Source organism: Methylomonas sp. PHL2-19 (genome assembly GCF_059331595.1).
On record NZ_CP196839.1, the window covers coordinates 4,262,774 to 4,283,041 of the forward strand.

General features: G+C 53.4%; 17 protein-coding genes and 1 pseudogene. 9 read left to right on the plus strand and 9 right to left on the minus strand.

From position 1 onward, the window contains the following. Positions 1-195 precede the first annotated feature (195 nt). Both ACR02O_RS19645 and ACR02O_RS19650 read right to left on the minus strand, forming a co-directional pair. A complete protein-coding gene (locus ACR02O_RS19645; RefSeq protein WP_494522262.1) occupies positions 196-2,073 on the minus strand; it encodes a proton-conducting transporter transmembrane domain-containing protein in 1,878 nt (625 codons plus the stop codon). Beyond that, positions 2,070-4,643 (minus strand): YbcC family protein, encoded by a 2,574-nt coding sequence (locus ACR02O_RS19650; RefSeq protein ID WP_445366723.1) that lies wholly within the window; start codon positions 4,641-4,643, stop codon positions 2,070-2,072. The genes ACR02O_RS19645 and ACR02O_RS19650 overlap by 4 nt, the downstream gene beginning before the upstream one ends. 326 nt (positions 4,644-4,969) lie before the next feature. Here ACR02O_RS19650 and ACR02O_RS19655 point away from each other — a divergent pair, with 326 nt between their 5' ends. The 6 genes and pseudogenes from ACR02O_RS19655 to ACR02O_RS19680 all read left to right on the plus strand — a co-directional run bounded on the left by ACR02O_RS19655 (position 4,970) and on the right by ACR02O_RS19680 (position 9,831). Next, on the plus strand, positions 4,970-6,616 hold the full coding sequence (locus ACR02O_RS19655) for a SulP family inorganic anion transporter (RefSeq protein WP_445366724.1): 1,647 nt from the start codon (positions 4,970-4,972) through the stop codon (positions 6,614-6,616). A gap of 150 nt (positions 6,617-6,766) precedes the next feature. Further along, positions 6,767-7,480, plus strand: coding sequence for a DUF2490 domain-containing protein (locus ACR02O_RS19660; RefSeq protein ID WP_494522263.1), 714 nt, complete (start codon positions 6,767-6,769; stop codon positions 7,478-7,480). Between the two features lie 50 nt (positions 7,481-7,530). After that, positions 7,531-7,749: pseudogene (locus tag ACR02O_RS19665) on the plus strand (cation-transporting P-type ATPase); the annotation flags it as partial. A 28-nt stretch (positions 7,750-7,777) separates the two neighbouring features. After that, entirely contained in the window at positions 7,778-8,659 is an 882-nt protein-coding gene (locus tag ACR02O_RS19670; protein WP_445366726.1) for an HAD-IC family P-type ATPase, read from the plus strand. A gap of 26 nt (positions 8,660-8,685) precedes the next feature. Beyond that, a complete protein-coding gene (locus ACR02O_RS19675; RefSeq protein WP_445366727.1) occupies positions 8,686-8,991 on the plus strand; it encodes a hypothetical protein in 306 nt (101 codons plus the stop codon). A gap of 138 nt (positions 8,992-9,129) precedes the next feature. Further along, positions 9,130-9,831: a hypothetical protein gene (locus ACR02O_RS19680; protein ID WP_445366728.1), complete on the plus strand. Its 702-nt coding sequence runs from the start codon at positions 9,130-9,132 to the stop codon at positions 9,829-9,831. Positions 9,832-10,266: 435 nt separating this feature from the next. Here ACR02O_RS19680 and msrQ read toward each other — a convergent pair whose 3' ends face one another. The 7 genes from msrQ to ACR02O_RS19715 all read right to left on the minus strand — a co-directional run bounded on the left by msrQ (position 10,267) and on the right by ACR02O_RS19715 (position 15,177). Continuing rightward, the gene (gene msrQ, locus ACR02O_RS19685) at positions 10,267-10,896 is read right to left on the minus strand and encodes a protein-methionine-sulfoxide reductase heme-binding subunit MsrQ (protein WP_494522264.1); all 630 of its coding nucleotides are present in this window, start codon (positions 10,894-10,896) and stop codon (positions 10,267-10,269) included. A 3-nt stretch (positions 10,897-10,899) separates the two neighbouring features. After that, positions 10,900-11,832 (minus strand): protein-methionine-sulfoxide reductase catalytic subunit MsrP, encoded by a 933-nt coding sequence (gene msrP / locus ACR02O_RS19690; RefSeq protein WP_494522265.1) that lies wholly within the window; start codon positions 11,830-11,832, stop codon positions 10,900-10,902. A 46-nt stretch (positions 11,833-11,878) separates the two neighbouring features. Further along, a complete protein-coding gene (locus ACR02O_RS19695; RefSeq protein WP_494522266.1) occupies positions 11,879-12,601 on the minus strand; it encodes an SDR family NAD(P)-dependent oxidoreductase in 723 nt (240 codons plus the stop codon). Further along, on the minus strand, positions 12,598-13,119 hold the full coding sequence (locus ACR02O_RS19700; RefSeq protein WP_494522267.1) for a DoxX family protein: 522 nt from the start codon (positions 13,117-13,119) through the stop codon (positions 12,598-12,600). Before ACR02O_RS19700 ends, ACR02O_RS19695 begins: the two co-directional genes overlap by 4 nt. Positions 13,120-13,122: 3 nt before the next feature. Continuing rightward, positions 13,123-13,899, minus strand: a complete 777-nt coding sequence (locus tag ACR02O_RS19705; RefSeq protein ID WP_494522268.1) for an HvfC/BufC N-terminal domain-containing protein — start codon at positions 13,897-13,899, stop codon at positions 13,123-13,125. Next, positions 13,883-14,764, minus strand: a complete 882-nt coding sequence (gene bufB / locus ACR02O_RS19710) for an MNIO family bufferin maturase (protein WP_494522269.1) — start codon at positions 14,762-14,764, stop codon at positions 13,883-13,885. The genes ACR02O_RS19705 and bufB overlap by 17 nt, the downstream gene beginning before the upstream one ends. A gap of 134 nt (positions 14,765-14,898) precedes the next feature. Next, positions 14,899-15,177, minus strand: a complete 279-nt coding sequence (locus tag ACR02O_RS19715) for a BufA1 family periplasmic bufferin-type metallophore (RefSeq protein WP_445366736.1) — start codon at positions 15,175-15,177, stop codon at positions 14,899-14,901. Between the two features lie 268 nt (positions 15,178-15,445). On the opposite strand from ACR02O_RS19715, the gene ACR02O_RS19720 reads away from it, so the two are divergent. The 3 genes from ACR02O_RS19720 (at position 15,446) to ACR02O_RS19730 (ending at position 20,255) form a co-directional block, all read left to right on the plus strand. Next, the gene (locus ACR02O_RS19720) at positions 15,446-17,314 is read left to right on the plus strand and encodes a sigma-54-dependent Fis family transcriptional regulator (protein WP_494522270.1); all 1,869 of its coding nucleotides are present in this window, start codon (positions 15,446-15,448) and stop codon (positions 17,312-17,314) included. A 405-nt stretch (positions 17,315-17,719) separates the two neighbouring features. Continuing rightward, entirely contained in the window at positions 17,720-19,066 is a 1,347-nt protein-coding gene (locus ACR02O_RS19725; RefSeq protein WP_494522271.1) for a TolC family protein, read from the plus strand. Between the two features lie 19 nt (positions 19,067-19,085). Beyond that, positions 19,086-20,255 (plus strand): efflux RND transporter periplasmic adaptor subunit, encoded by a 1,170-nt coding sequence (locus tag ACR02O_RS19730; RefSeq protein ID WP_494522272.1) that lies wholly within the window; start codon positions 19,086-19,088, stop codon positions 20,253-20,255. Positions 20,256-20,268 lie beyond the last annotated feature (13 nt).

The window sequence follows — 20,268 nt, forward strand, 5'->3', positions numbered from 1 at the left end:
GCGTACCTTTTGGCTTGAGCTGCCAAAAAAGCCATTAAATGGTACGCTGTGCGTACCCTACATCTGATATGCAATTAGCATTTGATCGAGCGTTTTAGGCTCAGAACCGGACAGAAAGGAAGGAAGGAAGCCCAACAGCCCAGTTCTGACCACTCTCGTCGGCCCACCTTCGTAAATGTTGAGAACCAACAAACCTCAAACCGCCCCCCGCAGTTCTACCGGCCGCCCCATGCAAAGCCGTAAATACACTCTGGCGATGGCGATACCATTAATCACAAACGACACGGTAATCGGCGCGGCAAACCAGGGATGTTGGCTGCTGGCATGCGACAAGAGTAAATCCTCGCCTAAAAATGCTGGTGTTATCGGGAAACCGACCAAACCCAAAAAGCTTAAAAACAACATTAAAGACCAACCGGGCCGGGTTTCGGCGAAGGCGCGAAATACAAAAGGTTCGTCGGCGAAATGGTAATGTCTCAACAAAACGCTAAGCGCCACTATACCCAAAGCCCAGGAGGGAATGATGCCGCTGAAAAATAAGGCGACATCGTACCAAGCGGCAGGCACCATCAACCACACCGCCACGCCGGCCAAAATACTGCTCAAGGCCACACTGTGCCAAACCTGGAACGGGCTGCGTTTGTTGCTAAATGCGCTTAAAGACACGACCGCCATCGCCAGGGAGATCGGCATGGACAAATAGATTCTGGCCACGCTGCTTACGCCGGACGCGGCGATGGCAATGATCGCCAACAGCGCGAGGCCCGCCAAAATTTTGATCCACAGACTCACCCCGTTCAATTGCCGGCCCAGGTTTTTCAAGGGCTCCCACAAGATTTTCTTCACCAACAATTCCAACTGTCCTTCCTGCAAGGCAAAGACATACAAGGTATTTTGCAATACGTCAGGCAAGGAATCGCGAATCGACGCCGGCAAAAACATCAGTTGTTCATTGTTTTTAATATAAAAATCGCTATCGACATTGCCTTCCACCCGCAGTAAATGCGCCACGATGGATGGCGATACCAACAACTGATAGCAGCGCAAAAAGGCATTACCCATAAAGTGCAGCAACACCAAATCTTCCAAACCCAATGCCAACTCGACGAACATAATCCCGACTTGCGCGATGGAGGCGTAAGCCACTTGGCCTTTGATATTGGACTGGGTTTTCTCCGCCAAGGTGGCAACAAACACCGTCAACGCGCCAATACTGAATACGATCAAACGCGGCAGGTAGTGATAACTCCAGATCGGCATGGTCCGCAATAACAGAAACACGCCCAGATGAATCGATAGCGCCCCGTAGAAAATCGCGCTGGACGGCGTCGGCCCTTCCATGGCCCGTGGCAGCCAGAAACTGAATGGAAACTGCGCCGATTTGCCGGAAGCAGCCAAAATAATCAGCCAGGATAAAATGGCCAAGGAGGCATACCCTGCGGGAGGAATGTTGTTAGGATCGAACATGGTCAACAACTGGCTAAAATGCTGACTTTCGTGAAACAGCAAATGGCTCATCCAGGTACCCACCAGCAAGCCGACATCGCAAAACCGATAAATCGTGTAAGCGCGTAAGGCATTGCGCACGGGTTGCGGCCGATGGCGGTAAAAGGCGATCAGCAAGAATGAGGAGATGCCGACAATTTCCCAACCCGCAAACAGCATATCGATACTGCCGGACAGCACGATCAGATTTAACCCAAAGGCAAATCCAAAAATAGCCTGAAAGAAGCGTTTGTAGCCCGCTTCCCGGTGCAGATAGACCCGGCAATATTTAACAATGGCCGAGAATACCGCCCACACCACGAACAAATACGCGGCGCCGACCCTATCCAGAAAAAACAACAAAGGAAACTGGTAATCATCGTGTTGATACAATACCAGCCATTGATATTCAAAGTTGGCAAAGCCATGGGCGGCCCATGCAGCCAGTAAACCTAGCACAGCCACCCCTTTGATTCGGGTCATCCACAGGCTGATCGCGGCAATTCGATGTTCGTTGTCCGGGCTGAAAAAAATCAGCAAAAATCCAAGCAATGGCAATAATACACACGCCAATAATAAAGCACTCACGCCTGTCTCCTTTCTAATGCGTGGACCGGAATGGTCCGGGTTTGTCCGACAATAATTTTTTCCGAATGGCTGGCAACCGGCAACGGTCTGCCAGCCGCGGGTTCGGCCACTTTCCAGCCATCGCTGCTGTACAAATACAGGGCGCGGCTCACCGGATCGCAAGCCACCAGGCGAATCCACTCGTTATCCAACCATTCCCGCCAGCCGCCCAACATCGCAATAGCCTGATCGGCAATCGCGGTGGTTTGCTCCACCACCATCAGCAAGCGCGCCGGCTCATGAACTTCAATCATTTGCGACGGCAAGCCGGTGCGTAAATCGCCTTCCACTCCGTTGGCCACGCCTAACAGACCGATCACGTTGTGCGGCAGCTTGGTGCCAGCGCCGTAGACCGAATTGTCGATGCGCGAAAACAGGTACTCCAGATTGATACCGCCGCATACCGGAATGACCGCCGACAGCACCTTGACCAAGATCGAACCGTCGCTATCGCTGTTGGGGTCGTAGGATTGCAGAAACGCCCTTCTATCCAAGAATAGATGCCGGGTCAAGTCGCGCCGCCCCACCACACAATACAGATTATTGGAATGATTCAATTCCGGACGCGGCTCGAAAATCGACGAGGCCCGCGCCACCACATGACTATGCGCTTCCGCGTTGTTATGCGATTTCGGCCCCAATTCAAACCAGCGGCAGCGTTCGCGCGCGTTGCGCTGCAAGGCATGCTGCATACTGTGTTGGAAACTGTGAAACTCGTGACGCGCGGCTTTATCCAGTTCCTGTTGATCGAAATAACTGATCTCGTCACGGCTAGTGTTGTGTAAGGCCGGCACAAAATGGGTGCTGGCGGGAATATCGATGCCGCGCTCCCGCAAAATCTCTCGTACCTGCGGGTGATTGGCCATCCAGGCAAAGGCCCGCGCATTGGGCGCACCCGGCTTACCGGAGCAAGCACCGCAATCGTAAGCGGCGAAATGCGGATTGTTGACGCTGCTGGAGCCGTGGGCCACCACCACGATTAAGGGCGCGAACTGCTTAGTCAGGCCGATATTGCGCAACAAACCGCTCACCCTATCCGCCATTTCCATCAACGAAAACCCCAGCAGGTAGCCGTCCTCATTCGGTTCGTCGCTCTCCCGCAATAGATGTAAATGACCATGCGCCTCCACTTCGCTCAAGCTTTGGATGCCCGGCAACTGGCCACCGGGGCGCAACACACTCCAGCCCAGTCTTAAGGCGTAGGCCAAGCCCAAAGTTTGCGTATACAGCCAACCACGGAACATGGAATGCGCGCCAAAATGCAGGATCGACAGCGACTCGCCCTTCTCGGGTTTGTCGGACTGCGGCGTATCGGTCGATTCCAAAATGAGATGTTTGGGTTTGATCACCACCGGACACTGCGCCACCGGATACACATCATCCAAGCCTTGGTAGAGAAAATCGATACCAAAAAATCCCGGTGCGCCGAAGGTTTCAATACCCGGATCCATTTCTTCCAGATAGCGGCGCAGCGAACATTCCCTATCGTCTATGCAAAATAGCGCCTGCACTTTGGGCACTTGCTCCGCCGACGGGTTAATCGGCGCTTGCTCGCGCAAGGCTATGAGTAATTCAGAATGCAGCGACCACTCCATTGCCTCGTGCCACACCCGCATTTTCAGCGGTACCTGGGGTTGGGTGGCATCGCGCTCCAGTAAAGGAATAGCGTGTAAATTCGGTAGCTGGGCGATCTGTAAAAACCGACCTCCGTGCTTTTTATCGATAAACGCCAACTCGCAAGCCAGTTCCACCGCTAACAATTCTTTCAGCGAAATAGCCCGTGGCGCCAGCAACACATTCGGCTGGGTTTCGATTATCCGCACCATCCCCGACCAACCGGGATGGGCCAGCAATACTTCCAATAGATATTGGCCGTACAAGGTTTCGTCACCGACGATTTTGCTTAAACAATTCAAAATCACCTGATCGGGCCCGGCGTCCAGCATTTGCCGCACCACCGGCTGATGAAACGGATACAGAGGTAACAGGCTGTTTTGCACCAAACGTAACACGCAATCCCAGAAACGCTCGTCCGGCTTGGGCATGGCCCAACGGCTTATACCCTGATCAAGAAAGTTACTTAACAATCTGAACATCACCGGATGCACCATACCGTTCAAGTCGATTTCCAGGTGATTGAGCCAAGCAGTGCGGATACCGTGGTTAGCCAAGGACTGCGGCGGATAATGACTGTGACCGTCCGGCTCAAACAAAGATGACCGCAACGACTGCTCTTGATAGACGCTGCAATTGGCCTGCGTAATCGCCCATTCCAGTGCTTGATCGCTGATCCGGCCTTCGTCATAGCGTTTCAGATAATCGGCCAAAGGCAAATAGCTTTTCGCGCCATATACCTGAGCCGCCACCGCCACCCCCTCGTGAAACGGATAGTCCTGCACGGCATGCAAGGTGTTGTGGTGAATAAAATCCTTAATAGGCCCCTGGCTGGGCAGCCAATGGGCGATGTGGTCGATAGCCGCATTGAGATCGAACGCAGCTTTGTGAACATTGTGATGGGCAGAAGCAGACATCTGTAACTTAAACCTCGCTAGTCAAACAGAAGTTGAGGCGAACAGCCTCTTATGCTTCACACAGCATAGTGCGTGCCAAATCCCTAAACCCTGGCATATCAACGTTTCCAGCTAATTATTTAAACCCCAAGCTAAGCCCCATCGGTGCAAATAAACCACCCAATTGGTTGAAGCTGACGAATCAACCAGGCCAATCAATCAAATCGACAACCATTTTCCGAGCAACCACGTCCACAACCCTTGATATACCTGCACTGACGCAGTTCATGCAAAACTGGCATGTTTCTCGCTGCACTTTGGTTTTCCTAGGCTACTTGAGAAAGACCATGACCACATCCTCTTCGGCCACCTTGCCTAAATCCGGGCTCCCCGGTTTAATCGAAAACTGGCGTAGCGATCTGCTATCCGGGTTTTTAGTATTTTTGATTGCCCTGCCTTTGTGCCTGGGTATCGCCATGGCGTCGGGCTTTCCGCCCATGTCCGGCATCATCACCGCGATTATCGGCGGCGTGGTGGTTTCCCGAATCAATGGCTCGTATGTCACGATCAACGGCCCGGCAGCAGGTTTGATCGTGGTGATCGTCGATGCCGTTCAAGCGCTGGGCCAAGGTGATGCGATGGCCGGCTACCGCTACACACTCGCCGCTATCGTCATCGCCAGCGTGTTGCAAGTGCTGCTGGGCGTGTTTAAGGCCGGCAAGCTCAGCGCCTTTTTCCCCTCATCCGTGGTACACGGCATGCTGGCCGCCATCGGCATCATCATCATGGCTAAGCAAATTCATACCTTGCTGGGGGTTAAACCGGAAGCGAAAAGCCTATTGGGGACCATCGCCGAAATCCCGCACTCGCTGATGGACATGAATCCGGAAGTGTCGCTGATCGGCTTGCTCGGCTTGTTGCTGTTGATACTCTGGTCGGTAATCAAACATCCCACTTTAAAAATGATCCCCGCCCCGCTGCTGGTGGTATTACTCGGCTTAGCCTTGGGTCAGTATTTTGATTTAGACCATATCCACCAATACCTGTTTTTGCCGGATGCCGCGATTCTGCCGCACCATGAATTCAGCGTTGGCCCGTCATTTTTGGTAGCGGTACCGGAACATTTTCTGGCCGGCTTTTATCTGCCCGACTTTTCCAAAATCGCCACCGGCGAATTCTGGCTGGCGGTATTAACCATCTGGCTGGTCGGTAGCCTGGAAAGTTTGTTAAGCGCCTCGGCCGTGGACAAACTCGACCCGTTTAAGCGCAGCTCCAACCTGAATCGCGATTTAACCGCAGTCGGTATCGGCAACGTGATTGCCGGCATGTGCGGCGGTTTACCGATGATTGCCGAGATTGTCCGTAGCTCCGCCAACATCAACAACGGTGCGAAAACCGGCTGGTCCAACTTCTTTCATGGTTTATTTCTGCTAATCTTCGTGGCGCTGTTTCCCAAACTGATTCACGAAATCCCGTTGTCGGCTCTGGCTGCCCTGTTAGTGTTCACCGGTTTTCGCTTGGCCTCACCCAAAGAATTTGCGAAAACCCTGGCCGTGGGTGTGGATAATTTTGCCGTCTTCGTCATCACGATTCTCGGTGTGTTGGCGACCGACTTGCTGGTTGGCGTGGCAATCGGCATCGGCGTGGAATTGGCGATCCACGTCAGCCGTGGCCTCAAGCTGCGCAACGCCTTTTCGATGGCTTTTCATGTGCGTCAAACCGATGCCGATACCCATCATATTGCGGTATCCGGCGCAGCGGTGTTTTCCAACTTCATCACCTTGAAAAGCTTGCTGGCCGATTTTCCGCAACGGAAAACGGTATTTTTTGATTTGACCGAAGCCAATTTAATCGACCATACGGTCATGGAATTCATCCACCACTTTGCCGAAGATTACAACCAAGCCGGCGGCCGCTGCCAAATCGTCGGCTTGGACGATCACGAAAGTTATTCCGACCATCATCTCGCGGCACGCCGAAAAATAGCACTTTGACCCAGCTTAGGCCCACGCGACAGCAACAACAGTCGCGTGACGCCCCAGCCGTCCTCAGCACCACACCTTAACAACCCCGCCAAAAGCCCGTTCCTCTCCCGATAACACCGGGAGATACAGACGCTTTTGCTTAAATTTTGGAGAATCGTCATGCACACACTATCGCGAACATTATGGTATTCCTGCTGCGTATGCTCGCTACTGGTTACTTCGACCGCTGTAAACGCTACTGAATTGCTTGAAGACTCCGGCGCCTGGTTACAAGCCGTGGCCGAAGGCAGCATGGGCTTTATCGATCCCAGCCTGAAAAACGGCCGGGTTTGGCTGGAAGGCCAATCGCGCTTCGATGGCGAATGGGGTCATTGGTATCAAGGCATGGTGCGCACGGCGGCCGGTTATGCCCTAAGCGACCGAGCCACACTCTGGGCCGGTTACACTTGGCTACCGACTCAAAACATCGGTAAATCTTATGTCTCGCAACAGGATATTTGGCCGGCGTTTCGTTATGTATTGCCCACGGAGATAGGCACTTTTACCTTCCGCACGATGTGGGAAACCAACTTTTTAAACGGTAGCCAATTACGCGAACGTCCCCGGCAGATGATCAAATTCATGCATCCCCTCGAGTTCGAACCGCGCTTGAGCTTGATTGCTTGGGACGAAGCCTTTTACCGGGTCAATTCCACCACCTTCGGCGGCAAGTCCGGGTTTGATCAAAACCGCGCGTTTGCCGGTTTCGGTTGGAGCTTCAACAAAAACGTTAGGGCCGAATTGGGTTACATGAACCAATATCTCGATAACGCCAATCACACGGCGGCAACGATGCGGCATTTGGGCATGGCGTCGGTGTTTGTTAATTTTTAAGCAGCGGACGTTAAACACAAGGTCCGCTCAACCGATTATCGAGGTCGCAGATGCCCAGCAAAGTCGCCCCCAAACAAACAAAACCGTTTTGGCATAATCCGATTTCGGAATTGTTCCAGCAGTTGCAAGCCGATGAACACGGTCTGACCCAGCAGGAAGCCGCATCGCGTCTGAAACACTACGGCGATAACCGTTTACAAAATCACAAGCCTCCCAGCACCGTCAGCTTATTTTTCGGGCAATTCAAAAGTTCGATTATTCTGATCCTGCTGTTTGCCACCGGCCGATCTGGCCGGGATGAGCGAAACAGCCTTGATCAATCAAGTGGCCCAAGTCAATTTATTCGCCGAAATCGAGCCCAATCAGAAAGAGCGCATCATCGTCGCGCTAAAGAAAGCCGGCTTCGTGGTCGGTTACATGGGCGACGGCATTAACGATGTCTCGGCGCTGCACGCTGCGGATGTAGGTATTTCGGTGGACAGCGCCGCCGACGTCGCCAAGCAGACCGCGCAAATCGTGTTGCTGGAAAAAAATCTGCGGGTGTTGCTGGCGGGGATACGCGAAGGCCGCACGACCTTTGCCAATACCCTTAAGTATGTGTTCATGGCCACCAGCGCCAACTTCGGCAATATGTTCAGCATGGCCGGCGCGTCACTGTTTTTACCGTTCCTGCCGCTACTGCCCAAGCAAATCTTGCTGACCAATCTGCTGACCGATTTTCCGGAAATGACCATCGCTTCCGACAACGTCGATCCGGAAATGCTCGGCAAGCCGCACCGCTGGGATATCTCCTTTATCCGCAAATTTATGATTACCTTCGGCATTATCAGCTCGGTGTTCGATTACCTGACCTTCGGCGTGTTGTTGTGGCTGCAAGTACCGGTCGAGCAATTCCGCACCGGCTGGTTTTGCGAATCGGTGATTTCCGCTGCGCTGATCGTGTTCGTGGTGCGCAGCCAAAACAGCTTATTCAGCAATCGTCCCGGCCGATATTTAATGCTCACCACCGCCACCATCGTCGCGCTGACGTCGGCATTGCCTTATACGCCTTTGGCGCCGTTCATAGGCTTTCAACCGCTGCCGACGGCGATTATCGGTTGGCTGAGTTTGATCGTATTGCTTTACATCCTGACCGCGGAATTGGCGAAACGGATTTTCTATCGCCACGTAAACCTATAGCCACCATAGTGCTTAAAAAATATTCAATGAAACACGCTCTCAATAACGACCTTTCCCACCACATTTTGCCCAATTCGGCCACGATGGTAGGTGTTTGCATTATGGTCATCAGCATCGTCAAAAGTCAGCCTTCAGGCATGGTCGGTTACGTGATCGACAAGGCGTTGGCAATAGACAGTTTGCTATTCACCATCAGTGCGTTGTTATCGTTTTTGTCGATTCGGCTGGAGCGCTCAACCATAGGTTTGGAACGCTGGGCGGAAGTGCTTTTTATCATTGTGCTGGTGTCGATGACAGTCATTGCCCTCATTTTTTCTTTCGAAATTGTATGATTGATTTTCGCTTTCCCTGCGAATGCGGCAGACTCGCTTCGAAGCGAAATTTAACTTAACCCTAATGTGGAATTAACATTCAATTCATCGCCAAATAGTAATTTAGACCGCTCTAATTAATCTAAAGGCATTTGGAATATGAAAACGATAAAAAGCTTGTCAATACAGCTATTGGCAATTCTCTCGGTCTTATCTGCAATCCCTAGGGTTGAGGCTGCAACGACCATTCAAATCGGCCCAAGCGGAAAAACCTTTGCCTCGTCTATGGTTCAGTGTGCGGTAAATCCAGCCACCGGCCTGCAAGCGGCAACCGTTCAAACCGGCCTCTTCAACCCAAGGTCAAAAGATAAGGCCACGATTACTCTCAATGGCGGAATTGTGACCAAAGTTACCGCGTCGCAACCCGATGTCGCTGTCTGGCTTGTTGATGGTAATAACTCTGTTGTGGTCGCCCTGTCTAGAAGAACAGCTGATACCTACGCCTTCACCGTACAACCGGGCTTCTGCGATCTACCCGATACGTCAGCTAACACTTTCAGCGCTGACGGCGTTCTCGAATACGCTGCCAGTAGAAAATCTTATACCACCGTCACCCCAGGCTGTGCCTTAAACCCGGCTAGCGGTAATACCCAGTACTTCGTCAACCTGTTCGATAATGGCAGTTACCTATTAAACGTATCTGTCAATGGCACGCCGTTAACCCAATTGAACGGAACCACCCGAAAATCAGTACCCGTGTTTCTGGGGTCGGGTTTGAACGTAATCTCGGCAGCCAATGGCACGGTTTCCACCGACTACTACATTAGAGACGGCGGCAACGGCACTTGCACCTTACCGTAAATAAGAATAAGCGCCATGCCCTGTAAATGTCCCGGCAGTAACAGTATGGCGTCACTATTAACCCGGTCCTATTTATCACCGATATTCCGTTCGGGCTGAGCTGGTCGAAGCCTGATTTGGCGCACCCTTCGATAAACTCAGGATGAAAGGTATTGAGGGCCGGGTTAATGACATTGGGCGGTGGCGTTTGCTATAGCGACGAGCGCTGCTTGATTCGTCGATATACCTAACAGCAAGTCATTTAAGGGTTTCCGTGCCAAGCTGGGTTTCATTATCATTCAATCCAGCTTATGTCCACAAACGCAGATTCAGCTTGTTATTCATTAAAGGTCATTTGGACGTTTGACCAACCGCCTTCTTCTGCGTCAATCCCAACGCTTCAAACCTGCAAATAGTGTCACTCATTACTGGTGTAACACATTCCTTCAAGACCCGCTAAACAGCCTTTTGATGTGCAGTGCGGTTATCGGCCAAGCGGTAAGCCACGCGCATACCCAGCAGCAAAGCCAGTACAAGCGCAAATATCATGGGTCTGCTTAGATCTTTTTTCACCAACCAGCCGAAATGCACCACGCCGGCAATCGCGCACGGATAAGTTAAGCGATGTAATGCCCGCCAGCGTTTGCCGCCCAGGCGGCGGATAATGGCGTCATTTGAAGTCAATGCCAGCGGAATCAGCGCCACAAATGCGCTAAAACCGACGGTGATATACGGCCGTTTCAGGATGTCTTTAGCGATTGCCTGCCAATCGAAAAATTGATCCAAAACCAAGTAGATAGCAAAGTGCAATCCGGCATAAAAAAACGCAAACAAACCCAGCATGCGCCGCAAGCGCATCAGCCATAAGCAGCCCGACAGACGCCGCAGCGGCGTGATCGCCAAAGTGATCAGCAAAAAACTCAAAGCCCAAAACCCGGTAACGTGGGTCATTTTTTCAATGGGATTGGCGCCCAATTCATCCGCATAAGCGGCGACGGCCAATTTGGCGAACGGCAGCAAAGCCGTCAGAAATACGGCCGCTTTCACCCGGAGCAGTACACGGTTGTCGAGATTTTTGATCGTCATGGCTTAAAAATTCCGCTGCAAGTCCATGCCGGCGTACAGTGCCGCCACTTCGTCGGCATAACCGTTGAACATCAGGGTTTTGCGTTTCAGAAACTCGCCGATGCGCCGCTCCTTGGCCTGGCTCCAGCGCGGATGATCGACCTCGGGATTAACGTTGGCGTAAAAGCCGTATTCACCCGGCCCGGCTTTCATCCAACTGGTCAGAGGTTGCTGCTCAACCAGCCGGATTTTGACGATGGATTTGGCACTTTTAAATCCATATTTCCAAGGCATGACGATGCGGACCGGCGCGCCGTTTTGCTTGGGCAAAACTTGCCCGTACAAACCAAAGGTCAATAACGTCAAAGGGTGCATGGCTTCATCCATCCGCAAGCCCTCTCGGTAGGGCCAATCCAGCACTGCGGCCTTTTGTCCCGGCATTTGGGCCGGATCGTGCAGGCTGACAAATTCGACAAACTTGGCATTGCCGGTCGGCTCCACCCGCTTGAGTAATTCCGCCAACGAATAACCAACCCACGGCACTACCATCGACCAGGCTTCTACACAGCGCAGACGATAAACCCGCTCTTCCAACGCCGCCATTTTCAGTAACTCGTCAATATCAAACACCTTGGATTTTTTCACTTCGCCTTCTACCGTAATAGTCCAAGGCCGGGTTTGCAGGCTACCGGCATTGATGGCCGGCTGATCTTTGCTGGTGCCGAACTCATAAAAGTTGTTGTATTCGGTAACAGCCTGCCGAGGTGTGAGTTCATCCGTCACGCTGTATTTAGATTTTCCAAGCCCGCCTAAATTATCCATCGCCCATAGTGTCTGCGGCCACACGGCCGCCAGCGCGGCACCACCTGCCGTTTGCATAAATTTTCGCCGTGCCTGGAACAGGGCTTGCGGCGTGATTTCCGAGGAAGGGATAGCGAGTGGTTTGTAGGGTTTCATTTCAATGAGCCTCTGCTCTATTAATTACTGTGATTCGCCAGCGGACTTAAGCTGCGGGCACGGCCAAGCCGACCGCGGTTTTTGCTATTTGCTCCGGATCGGCTGACACCAGCGCTACCGAGTCCGGCGCCAACTGGCCGTTCCAAGTTTCAATCAAATGTTTCGCGGTCGGCAAACCGCCTGATTTGTCCGCATTTTCTTGGCCATGCGCAGAAACCCAAGCCTTGTATAATCCGGCCATATCGGCCTTACAGACTGCATAGTAGGGTTGCGCGTTATCGCCTGGGCCGCCCAGGAAAGTGGATACGCAGATGATGTTGGTCGGTGCCAATGCTGTAGCGGCTTGCGCGCCGCGTCCGGCAAACTCTCGCAGCGCCTGTCTGACGCATAAAAACTGCCCGACCAGGTTTTGCCGCAAAATTTCCCGCCATTGCTCCCGATCCATATTGCCAGCCGGCACAGCAAGCGCCAGATCGGCATTCGTCACTAATGTATTCAAGCCACCCCAATAGGCGGCGAGTACATCGAACATACTGTTAACCTGGCTTTCTCGGCTAAGATCGGCTTGAAATATCATGGCTTGTCCCTGCTTAGCCCGAATCCGATGGGCAATGCGGTCCGCTGCCGGGTTTTCGTGCGGATAATTGAGCAACACCTTGGCACCGGCAGCGGCAAACGTCTCCGCCACCATGGCGCCAATGCCGCAATCGCCGCTAACCACCAACGCGGTTTGCCCCGATAGCGGCGCTCCGCCGTTCGGGACGTTCATGCATTCTCCCGTTTTAACGCCGACCTGACTGCGCCAACATTCACCGGGAACAAGTAGCGGCAGATTAATTCATCGAGCGACAGTTTGCCCGGCCCTTGCAAGGAACAAACCAACAACATGACGCCCCATTGTTTATGTTGCTCAATGCCGACGCTACCCAAATCCGGGTAGGAAATCACCGCGACGATATTGAATAAAAACAGCACTATTGCCGCGGCGCGCCCGCAAAGACCCAGGGCCAATAAGGCCGGACCGATAAGTTCGACTGCGGTCGCCAGCACCGCTGCCAACCCGGCGGGCAATAGCGGAACCGCGTATTCGTTTTCGAAGAGATATAAGGTGCTGTCCCAGCTTTGGAGTTTCAGCAGTCCGGAAATCCAGAACGCATAAGCTACCCAGCTGCGCAGCAGCAAACTGCTCAACGGGGTCAAACTGTCCAGTAACAGGCCGCAGCGACGGCCCCAGCTTTGCGGCCGATAAAACGGCGCTAATAATTTGGCAATGATGTGTGTATGCATGTGTTAGGCATCCGCGAAATAAAAATCGGTTAACAGGCCTTTAAGCAAGCAGCGTTGCAACAGGGCAGGCACGTTTGCATCGGGGTGATCGGTAAGTAAGGTTTCGACGGCGGCACTCAGCGCAGTGCCGACGGCCAACAGCTGTAAAAATTGATATTCCGCCTGATCCAGATTATCGATTTCGACTTGCCGACCCGGACGGTACAGCAGCAAACGGCAAGCACCGATACGCAAATCGATGTATTCCCGGCCGGCGTCATCGGCCTGGTTACTGGCCCAGATCCGGGCTATCGGATAGTCCGAGGCGATGAAGCGTGCGCTGGGATGCAGCCTGAAAACTAAGCGGCCGTAGGCAGCTGGATCGATCTGCGCCAACGCTGTAGCGGACAGTATCGGCGCATCGGCGGCGTGGTAGGCTTCGTGCCACAGCCACTCCAGCTTGGCGACATCGGCTAAATAAGCCAAGCTTTGCGCGGCGGCAAACCCGCTTATCAGCTCGGAAAAATGCGCGCCGTATGCCAATAGACACGCCGATTGCGGCGGGTAGCTTTTGATGTAAGCAGCAGCCAGCCCGGCAAAAAAGCCCTCGCCGACCAGACGATTCACGACCGGATAGCTGTCGCGCAATGCTGCCGTTAAACCAAGCCGGGTATTGTTTCGATAAATGGCCAGCCGTTGCTCGGCACTCAGACCCATCGACTTAACGCCCGCCGGCAGCTGCTGGGATTCTTGCAACACAAAACGGGAAAAATCCCGTTGTAATTCATGCAGCCTGTGCATAAGCCTGCTCCATAAACCTGTCGGCTTTTGCGGCTTCCGCCACCAACACCGGCCAGGGCGGCAGATCGGCATCCCATTCGATCAAAGTCGGACGGCTACCGAAACGTTGTATGGCTGTTTGATAGAGTTGCCAGACCGCATCGCTGACCGGCGCGTTGTGTGTGTCGATCAGAATGCTCTGCCCGCCGAATTGATTGACGGTATGCCCGGCCAAATGAATTTCGCCGACCTTGTCGGCAGCTATGTCGTTTAAATACGCCAGCGCCTGCCAGCCGTGATTTACGCAAGACACGTAAAGGTTATTCACGTCCAACAAAATCCCGCAGCCGCAACGCCGGGTAAGTTCGTTGAGAAATTCGCTTTCCGTATAGCTGGAAAAGCCGTATTCCAAATAACTGGAAGGATTCTCGATCAACAGCGGTCTGCCTAAAAAATCTTGTGCCTGCGAGATGCGCGCAGCTAAATGGGCCAATGTCTCATCGGTATAGGGTAAAGGCAGCAGATCGTTCAAGTACCTGCCGCCAAAAGCACTCCAGCTTAAATGCTCGGACACCAGTCCCGGTTCGATCCGCCGAATCAGATCGCGCAGTTGCCGTAAGTGTTGCCGATTCAACGGGTCAACAGAACCCAGCGACATACCAACCCCATGTAAGCTGATCGGATAATCGGCTCGAATAGCTTCCAAGTCGCGTAACGGAATACCGCCGTTGCCAAAGTAGTTTTCGCTATGGACTTCCAACCATGCCGGCCGGACGGGGTGGTTTAGGGAATCCCGGTGATGCTGAGAGCGAAGGCCGATTCCGGCTTGCGCCGGAATCGCCGAGCTCACTGATACCTGTTTAGCAAGTGGCTTCGTGAGAGTCATGTGGTACTCGATTTAATGGTGAAAGGGTGTCGTCTAAACAGCGCAGAACCTTGTGAGCGGGATGCCGGCAATCGCTGCCGGCATGACTGCGCTCTTTAACGGTTCGCGCGGCCTAGTAACCGGCGCCTGTGCCCTTATTTCATGTCCGCGGGCGCTTCCATACTGCCGCCGACGATGCGCTCGCAAGTGCCGGCAGGCACGGCGATAAAGGCATCTTTTTGATTATCGGCGGTGGAATGTCCGGCACAGGCATTAGACAGCGTTTTGCAGTCGTTTTTGCCGGCTTTGGCTACGCCGTAACATTTCTCCATATCTTTTTTGTCGGCGGCAAAGGCTAGCGATGGCAAGCCTGACGCCCCTAATACAATCAAAGAAGCCATGGCGGTCGATACAACAGTGTTTACGTTTTTCATCAGTCTTTTCCTAGTCGTTAAATGATTTAGTGGAGTCCACCGATTTCCCGGCAGACGCTTAACTAATGGCAAGCGGCATGCCAAAACGCTTTAAAATAAAACATGCAAATAAAAACAAACACTTATAAATTACCAAGCAAATTCAAGCCGTATCCCAATCGCCGAAAATCCACCAATAGTTGTGGATGCCGCGAATAGTTGCGGCTTGGTGTTGTGGCGGCCGCTGGTTAGAATGCTATTCAATGCAAGCAACCGGACCATTTCACTCATGCAAACTGTCGACTCGTCGGAACTGGCCATACTGCGGGCGCTGGTGGAAGGCACCGTGCAAACCACCGGCGAGGATTTTTTAAGATCGCTGGTGCGTAGTCTGTGCACGGCCATTGGAGTAGCGAACGGCTTTATCGCCGAATTCACCAGCGACAAAACCCGGATACGATCCTTGGCCTTCTGGGAGCACGGTCAATTTATAGACAATCAGGAATGGGAACTGGCCGGCACCCCCTGCGTCGATGTGCTGGCCGGCAAGTTGTGCCATTACCCGTCGGACTTGGCGAAAATCTTCCCCAAGGAAGAAGGCATAGAAAGTTATCTCGGCGTGCCCTTACAAGACGCCGACGGCCAAATCCTCGGCCACCTGGCGATATTCGACGAACGGGCAATGCCCGAAGAACCCCGCTTGCTCTATACCTTCAAGATTTTCGCGGCTCGGGCGGCGGCGGAGCTGAACCGGATTCGGGTAGAAGAACTGCGGCAGCAGAGCGAACAGCGCTATAAGGATTTGTTCGACGAAGCGCCGATTGCTTATGTGCACGAGGACACCGATACCCGCTTCCAGGCCGCCAACCAGGCCGCCATGCGCATTCTGGGCATCACGCCGGAACAAGTGCCGGGTCTTATTGGCAGCTCGTTTATACCCGACACAGTGGAAGCACAACAGCGCTTGCAGCTAGCGCTAAAATCCATCGAAGACGGTACGAATAGCGATGGCGTCGTGCTGGAATTGCGCCGCAGGGATAACGATCAGCCGATTTGGATACAGTGGTGGTCCAAACTTGACCCCAGCCGGCAATACATGCGCACCATGTTTATCGACATTACCGAACGGGTGTTGATGGAACGGGAACAAGCCAGACTGCAAGCGCAAAATCTGTATTTACAGGAAGAAATTAAATCGACACATAATTTCGACGACATCATAGGCCGCAGTCCGGCGCTGCAATCCTTACTAAACCAAGTCCAGCGCGTCGCGCAGACTGACGCCTCGGTATTGATCCAAGGCGAATCGGGTACCGGTAAAGAACTGATCGCTCGCGCCATTCACGCCGCCAGTCCCCGGAAAAACCGGCCGTTGATTAAAGTCAATTGCGCGGCATTGCCGTCCAGTTTGATTGAGAGCGAATTATTCGGTCACGAAAAAGGCGCATTTACCGGCGCTATCAACAAACGCATCGGCCGCTTCGAATTGGCTGAGGGCGGCACGCTGTTCCTTGATGAAGTCGGTGAGATTCCGCTGGATGTGCAGGTCAAATTATTGCGGGTGATTCAAGAACGCGAATTCGAGCGGGTGGGCGGGCAAGTACCCATCAAGATGGATGTGCGGGTGATTACCGCGACGAATCGGGATCTGCTGACGGAAGTAGCGGAAAAGAATTTTCGCGAAGACCTGTTTTACCGTCTGAATGTGTTTCCGCTGACCACGCCGCCGCTGCGGGAACGGCTGGAAGATATTCCGCTGTTGGTGAATTTTTTGATCGCTAAATTCGCGCCGAAAATCGGTAAAAAAATAACCGGCGTCAGTGCCAGATCGATGCAGCGTTTGCAGAGTTATCGCTGGCCGGGCAATATCCGCGAGCTGGAAAATATCATCGAACGGGCCGTGATCCTGACCGATACGCCGATATTGGACATCGGCCCGGAACAGTTGCCCGCGACGGCCGACGCCGGCCTAAAACTCGTGGCAGCAGGCGGCGACACCAGCCTGGATAGCATCGCTAAAGAGCACATCCTCAGCGTCCTGGAACAAACCCGCTGGGTCATTGAAGGCCCCAATGGCGCCGCGCAACGCCTCAATTTAAAACCAAGCACCCTACGTTACCGCATGCAAAAATTAGGGATCGCCAAAACCAGTCGCTAGCGATGGCCGTTTCGAGAAAACGCTATCCCTCAGGCCTTTCGGGCTGAGCGGCGGCGTCGCCCCCCCAATCAGCAGGAATGCTGAATAAGACTGATAAAAAACTTGCCCCAGGGTATCTCCGACATTTCGGCATCCCCTGCTTGCCGGCAATCCGCAGCTTCAACTAGCGTGCCTCAGAACCGCTCAGGCATATCAGGCTTAGAATTTTTTCGGCCACGCGCCGATATTAATTGGTTTATATAAACCGTTTCTAGTCAATAGAACCGCTAACATCCTAATCCCCGCCGATAAATAAGGTTGAAATAAGCCAAATTTCCAGGCCTGTCGATCTCACATTGGCTTTGGCAGACTACTTGCTTTGAGTGCTTACCAAGCACGATCAATTGCACAACTCCGGGATAGACCATGCAAACTAAACGTATCATCTACAGTGCGGCACTCGGCTTGCTGGGTGCTATGCTGACTTCCCAGGTCCACGCCCAAAATGTGCCCATATCCCTGGATGAGGCGCTGACTCTGTTTTACCAGCGCAACCTGGATTTAATCGCCGCGCAATACAACATCGACCAATCACGCGCTGAAGCGGTGATTGCTGCAGCAATACCCAATCCAACCCTGGGCGTGCAGATTTCCGAAATCAGCAACCGGCCCAACATGGGTTCAAATGCCACGGGCTGCAATCACGATGTTAACGTCTCCTGCGGCCCGGCGGAGTATTTTTCCTTCAGCCAACTAATTGAAGTAGCTGGCAAACGCGGCCTGCGCATCCAAAGCAGCGGCTTCGCCACTCAGGCGGCGGAAAGCGATTTCCGCGATGCAGTGCGGATCTTCTCCAACATGGTCGAAGACGCCTATTACGACCTGCTTCTGGCGCAAAAGAACCGCTGGTTGGCGCAGGAAATCGTCGATCATTACCAAACCATTGCCAAAGCCAACCAACTCAGAATGAACAGCGGCGACATCGCCGAATCCGATTTTCTGCGGGTAAAAATGGAAGCGATGCGCGCCCACTCCGATCTGGATACTGCGCAAACCGCCGTAGAACAGGCGCAAGCCGCTTTGGCAGTGATCTTGCGCTGGCCAAGTGAAAGCCTGTATTTCGAAGCCAAGGAACAATGGCCGGACATTAAAGACATCAGCCAAAACCTGTCCAAAGACGAGTTGATGAACAAAGCCCTACAACAGCGTCCGGATTTACTGGCCGACAAACAACGGGCCGCCCAGGCGGAAAGAGAACTGGAATTGGCCAGGCGCCTGAAATACCCGGATGTCACCGTCAATGCCGGCTATGCGCGCGACCCCAGCAATAACGCACTCAATTCGTTTTTTGTCGGCGTCAGCGTACCGGTGCCAGTGTTCGATCAATATCAAGGCCAATCGGACAAGGCGGCGGTCGCGTTAAACCAAAACCAACTGGCGGTCGAGCAAACCGAGCTGAGTATTCGCAATGATGTTTCCAATGCTCTAGCCACTTGGAATAGCGCGGACAAAATCGTCCAGCGTTTCCAAAGCGGCTTGCTTGACGATGCTCTGGCGGTGCGCAACAGCGCGGAACTGGCCTACAGCAAGGGCGCTACCGGCGTACTGGACTTTATCGAAGCGCAACGCAGCTATAAAAACGTGATGCGCGATTACAGCCAGGCCATGATCAACCGCGCCAATGCCTATTACGATCTGGCCAAAGCCTTGGGCGAGGACGTCGGTAACAACACCGCAAACAATAAGGCCCAGGCACCTACTCAATTACCATAAGCTTGAACGAATAACCGATATGAATACTTCCGTGCCAACTTTTACCAAAATATCGCTGTTCTGCTGTTGTGTGCTGGCCGCGCAACTGTTGTCGGCTTGTTCGGACTCGGCCGACCCTAAACCTGCACCGCCCAAACCGCCCACACCCGTCGGCGAAGTGGTCCTGGCGCCCGACTCCCCGAAAAAAGCCTACGTCAAAACTGCGCATTTGACCTTGTCGCAACATCCTTTGCTGGAACCATTGGCCGGCAAAATCGTGTACGACGAAAGCCTGACCTCGCGCATCAGTTCGCCGGTCGCCGGCCGGGTTGTCACCACGCCGATTGCCCTGGGCACACCGGTGCAGACCGGTTCGACCTTATTGGAACTCGACAGCCCGGATGTCGCCGACGCGGAAGCCGATTTCGCCAAGGCACAAGCAGCGGCCACTCTCGCCAATCATGCTTTCAATCGACAACAGGAGCTGTACGCCGGCAAAGCCATTTCTCGCAAGGAACTGGAACAAGCGCAGAGCGATTTGAGCAGCGCCCGTAGCGACCTGCAACGCGCTACCGACCGCTTGAAAAACTTGCACTTGTCCGCCCGCCAAGCCGACGGCCGCTTCGCGCTGCGGGCGACACTGCCAGGCATCGTCGTGGAACGCAACGTCAATCCGGGCATGGAAGTACGCCCGGATTTGGATACGCCTTTGTTTGTGGTTTCCGACCTCAAACATTTGACCGTGCTGATGGAGGTGTTTGAAATCAACATCGGCAAAATCAAACTGGGGCAGCAAGTCGCCGTGTCGGTACCCGCCTACCCCGGCGAGACCTTTACGGCGACGGTGCAGTACATCGGTCAAGTGCTGGACGAAACCACCCGCACCGTGCAAGTCAGATGCAAATTAGACAATCCGAATGGCCGCCTGCTACCGGGTATGTATGCCACCATCAGCGTGGAAAGCACTGCGGACGACAAAGCTTTCGTGATTCCATTGACAGCCGTGTTTACCGAAGGTGACGCCGATTATGTATTCACGGCTTTAGACGACAACCGCTACTGGCAGCGCCGGGTCGAGATCGGCTTGCGTTTGAAAGACCGGGCGGTCATCACGCAAGGCCTGGATGCCAACGAACAATTGGTAACCGAAGGTGCGTTGATGCTGCGCGCCGAAGAAGAAGTCGAAACCGAAAGTACTCACCAGCCCTAGCGCCATAACCGGG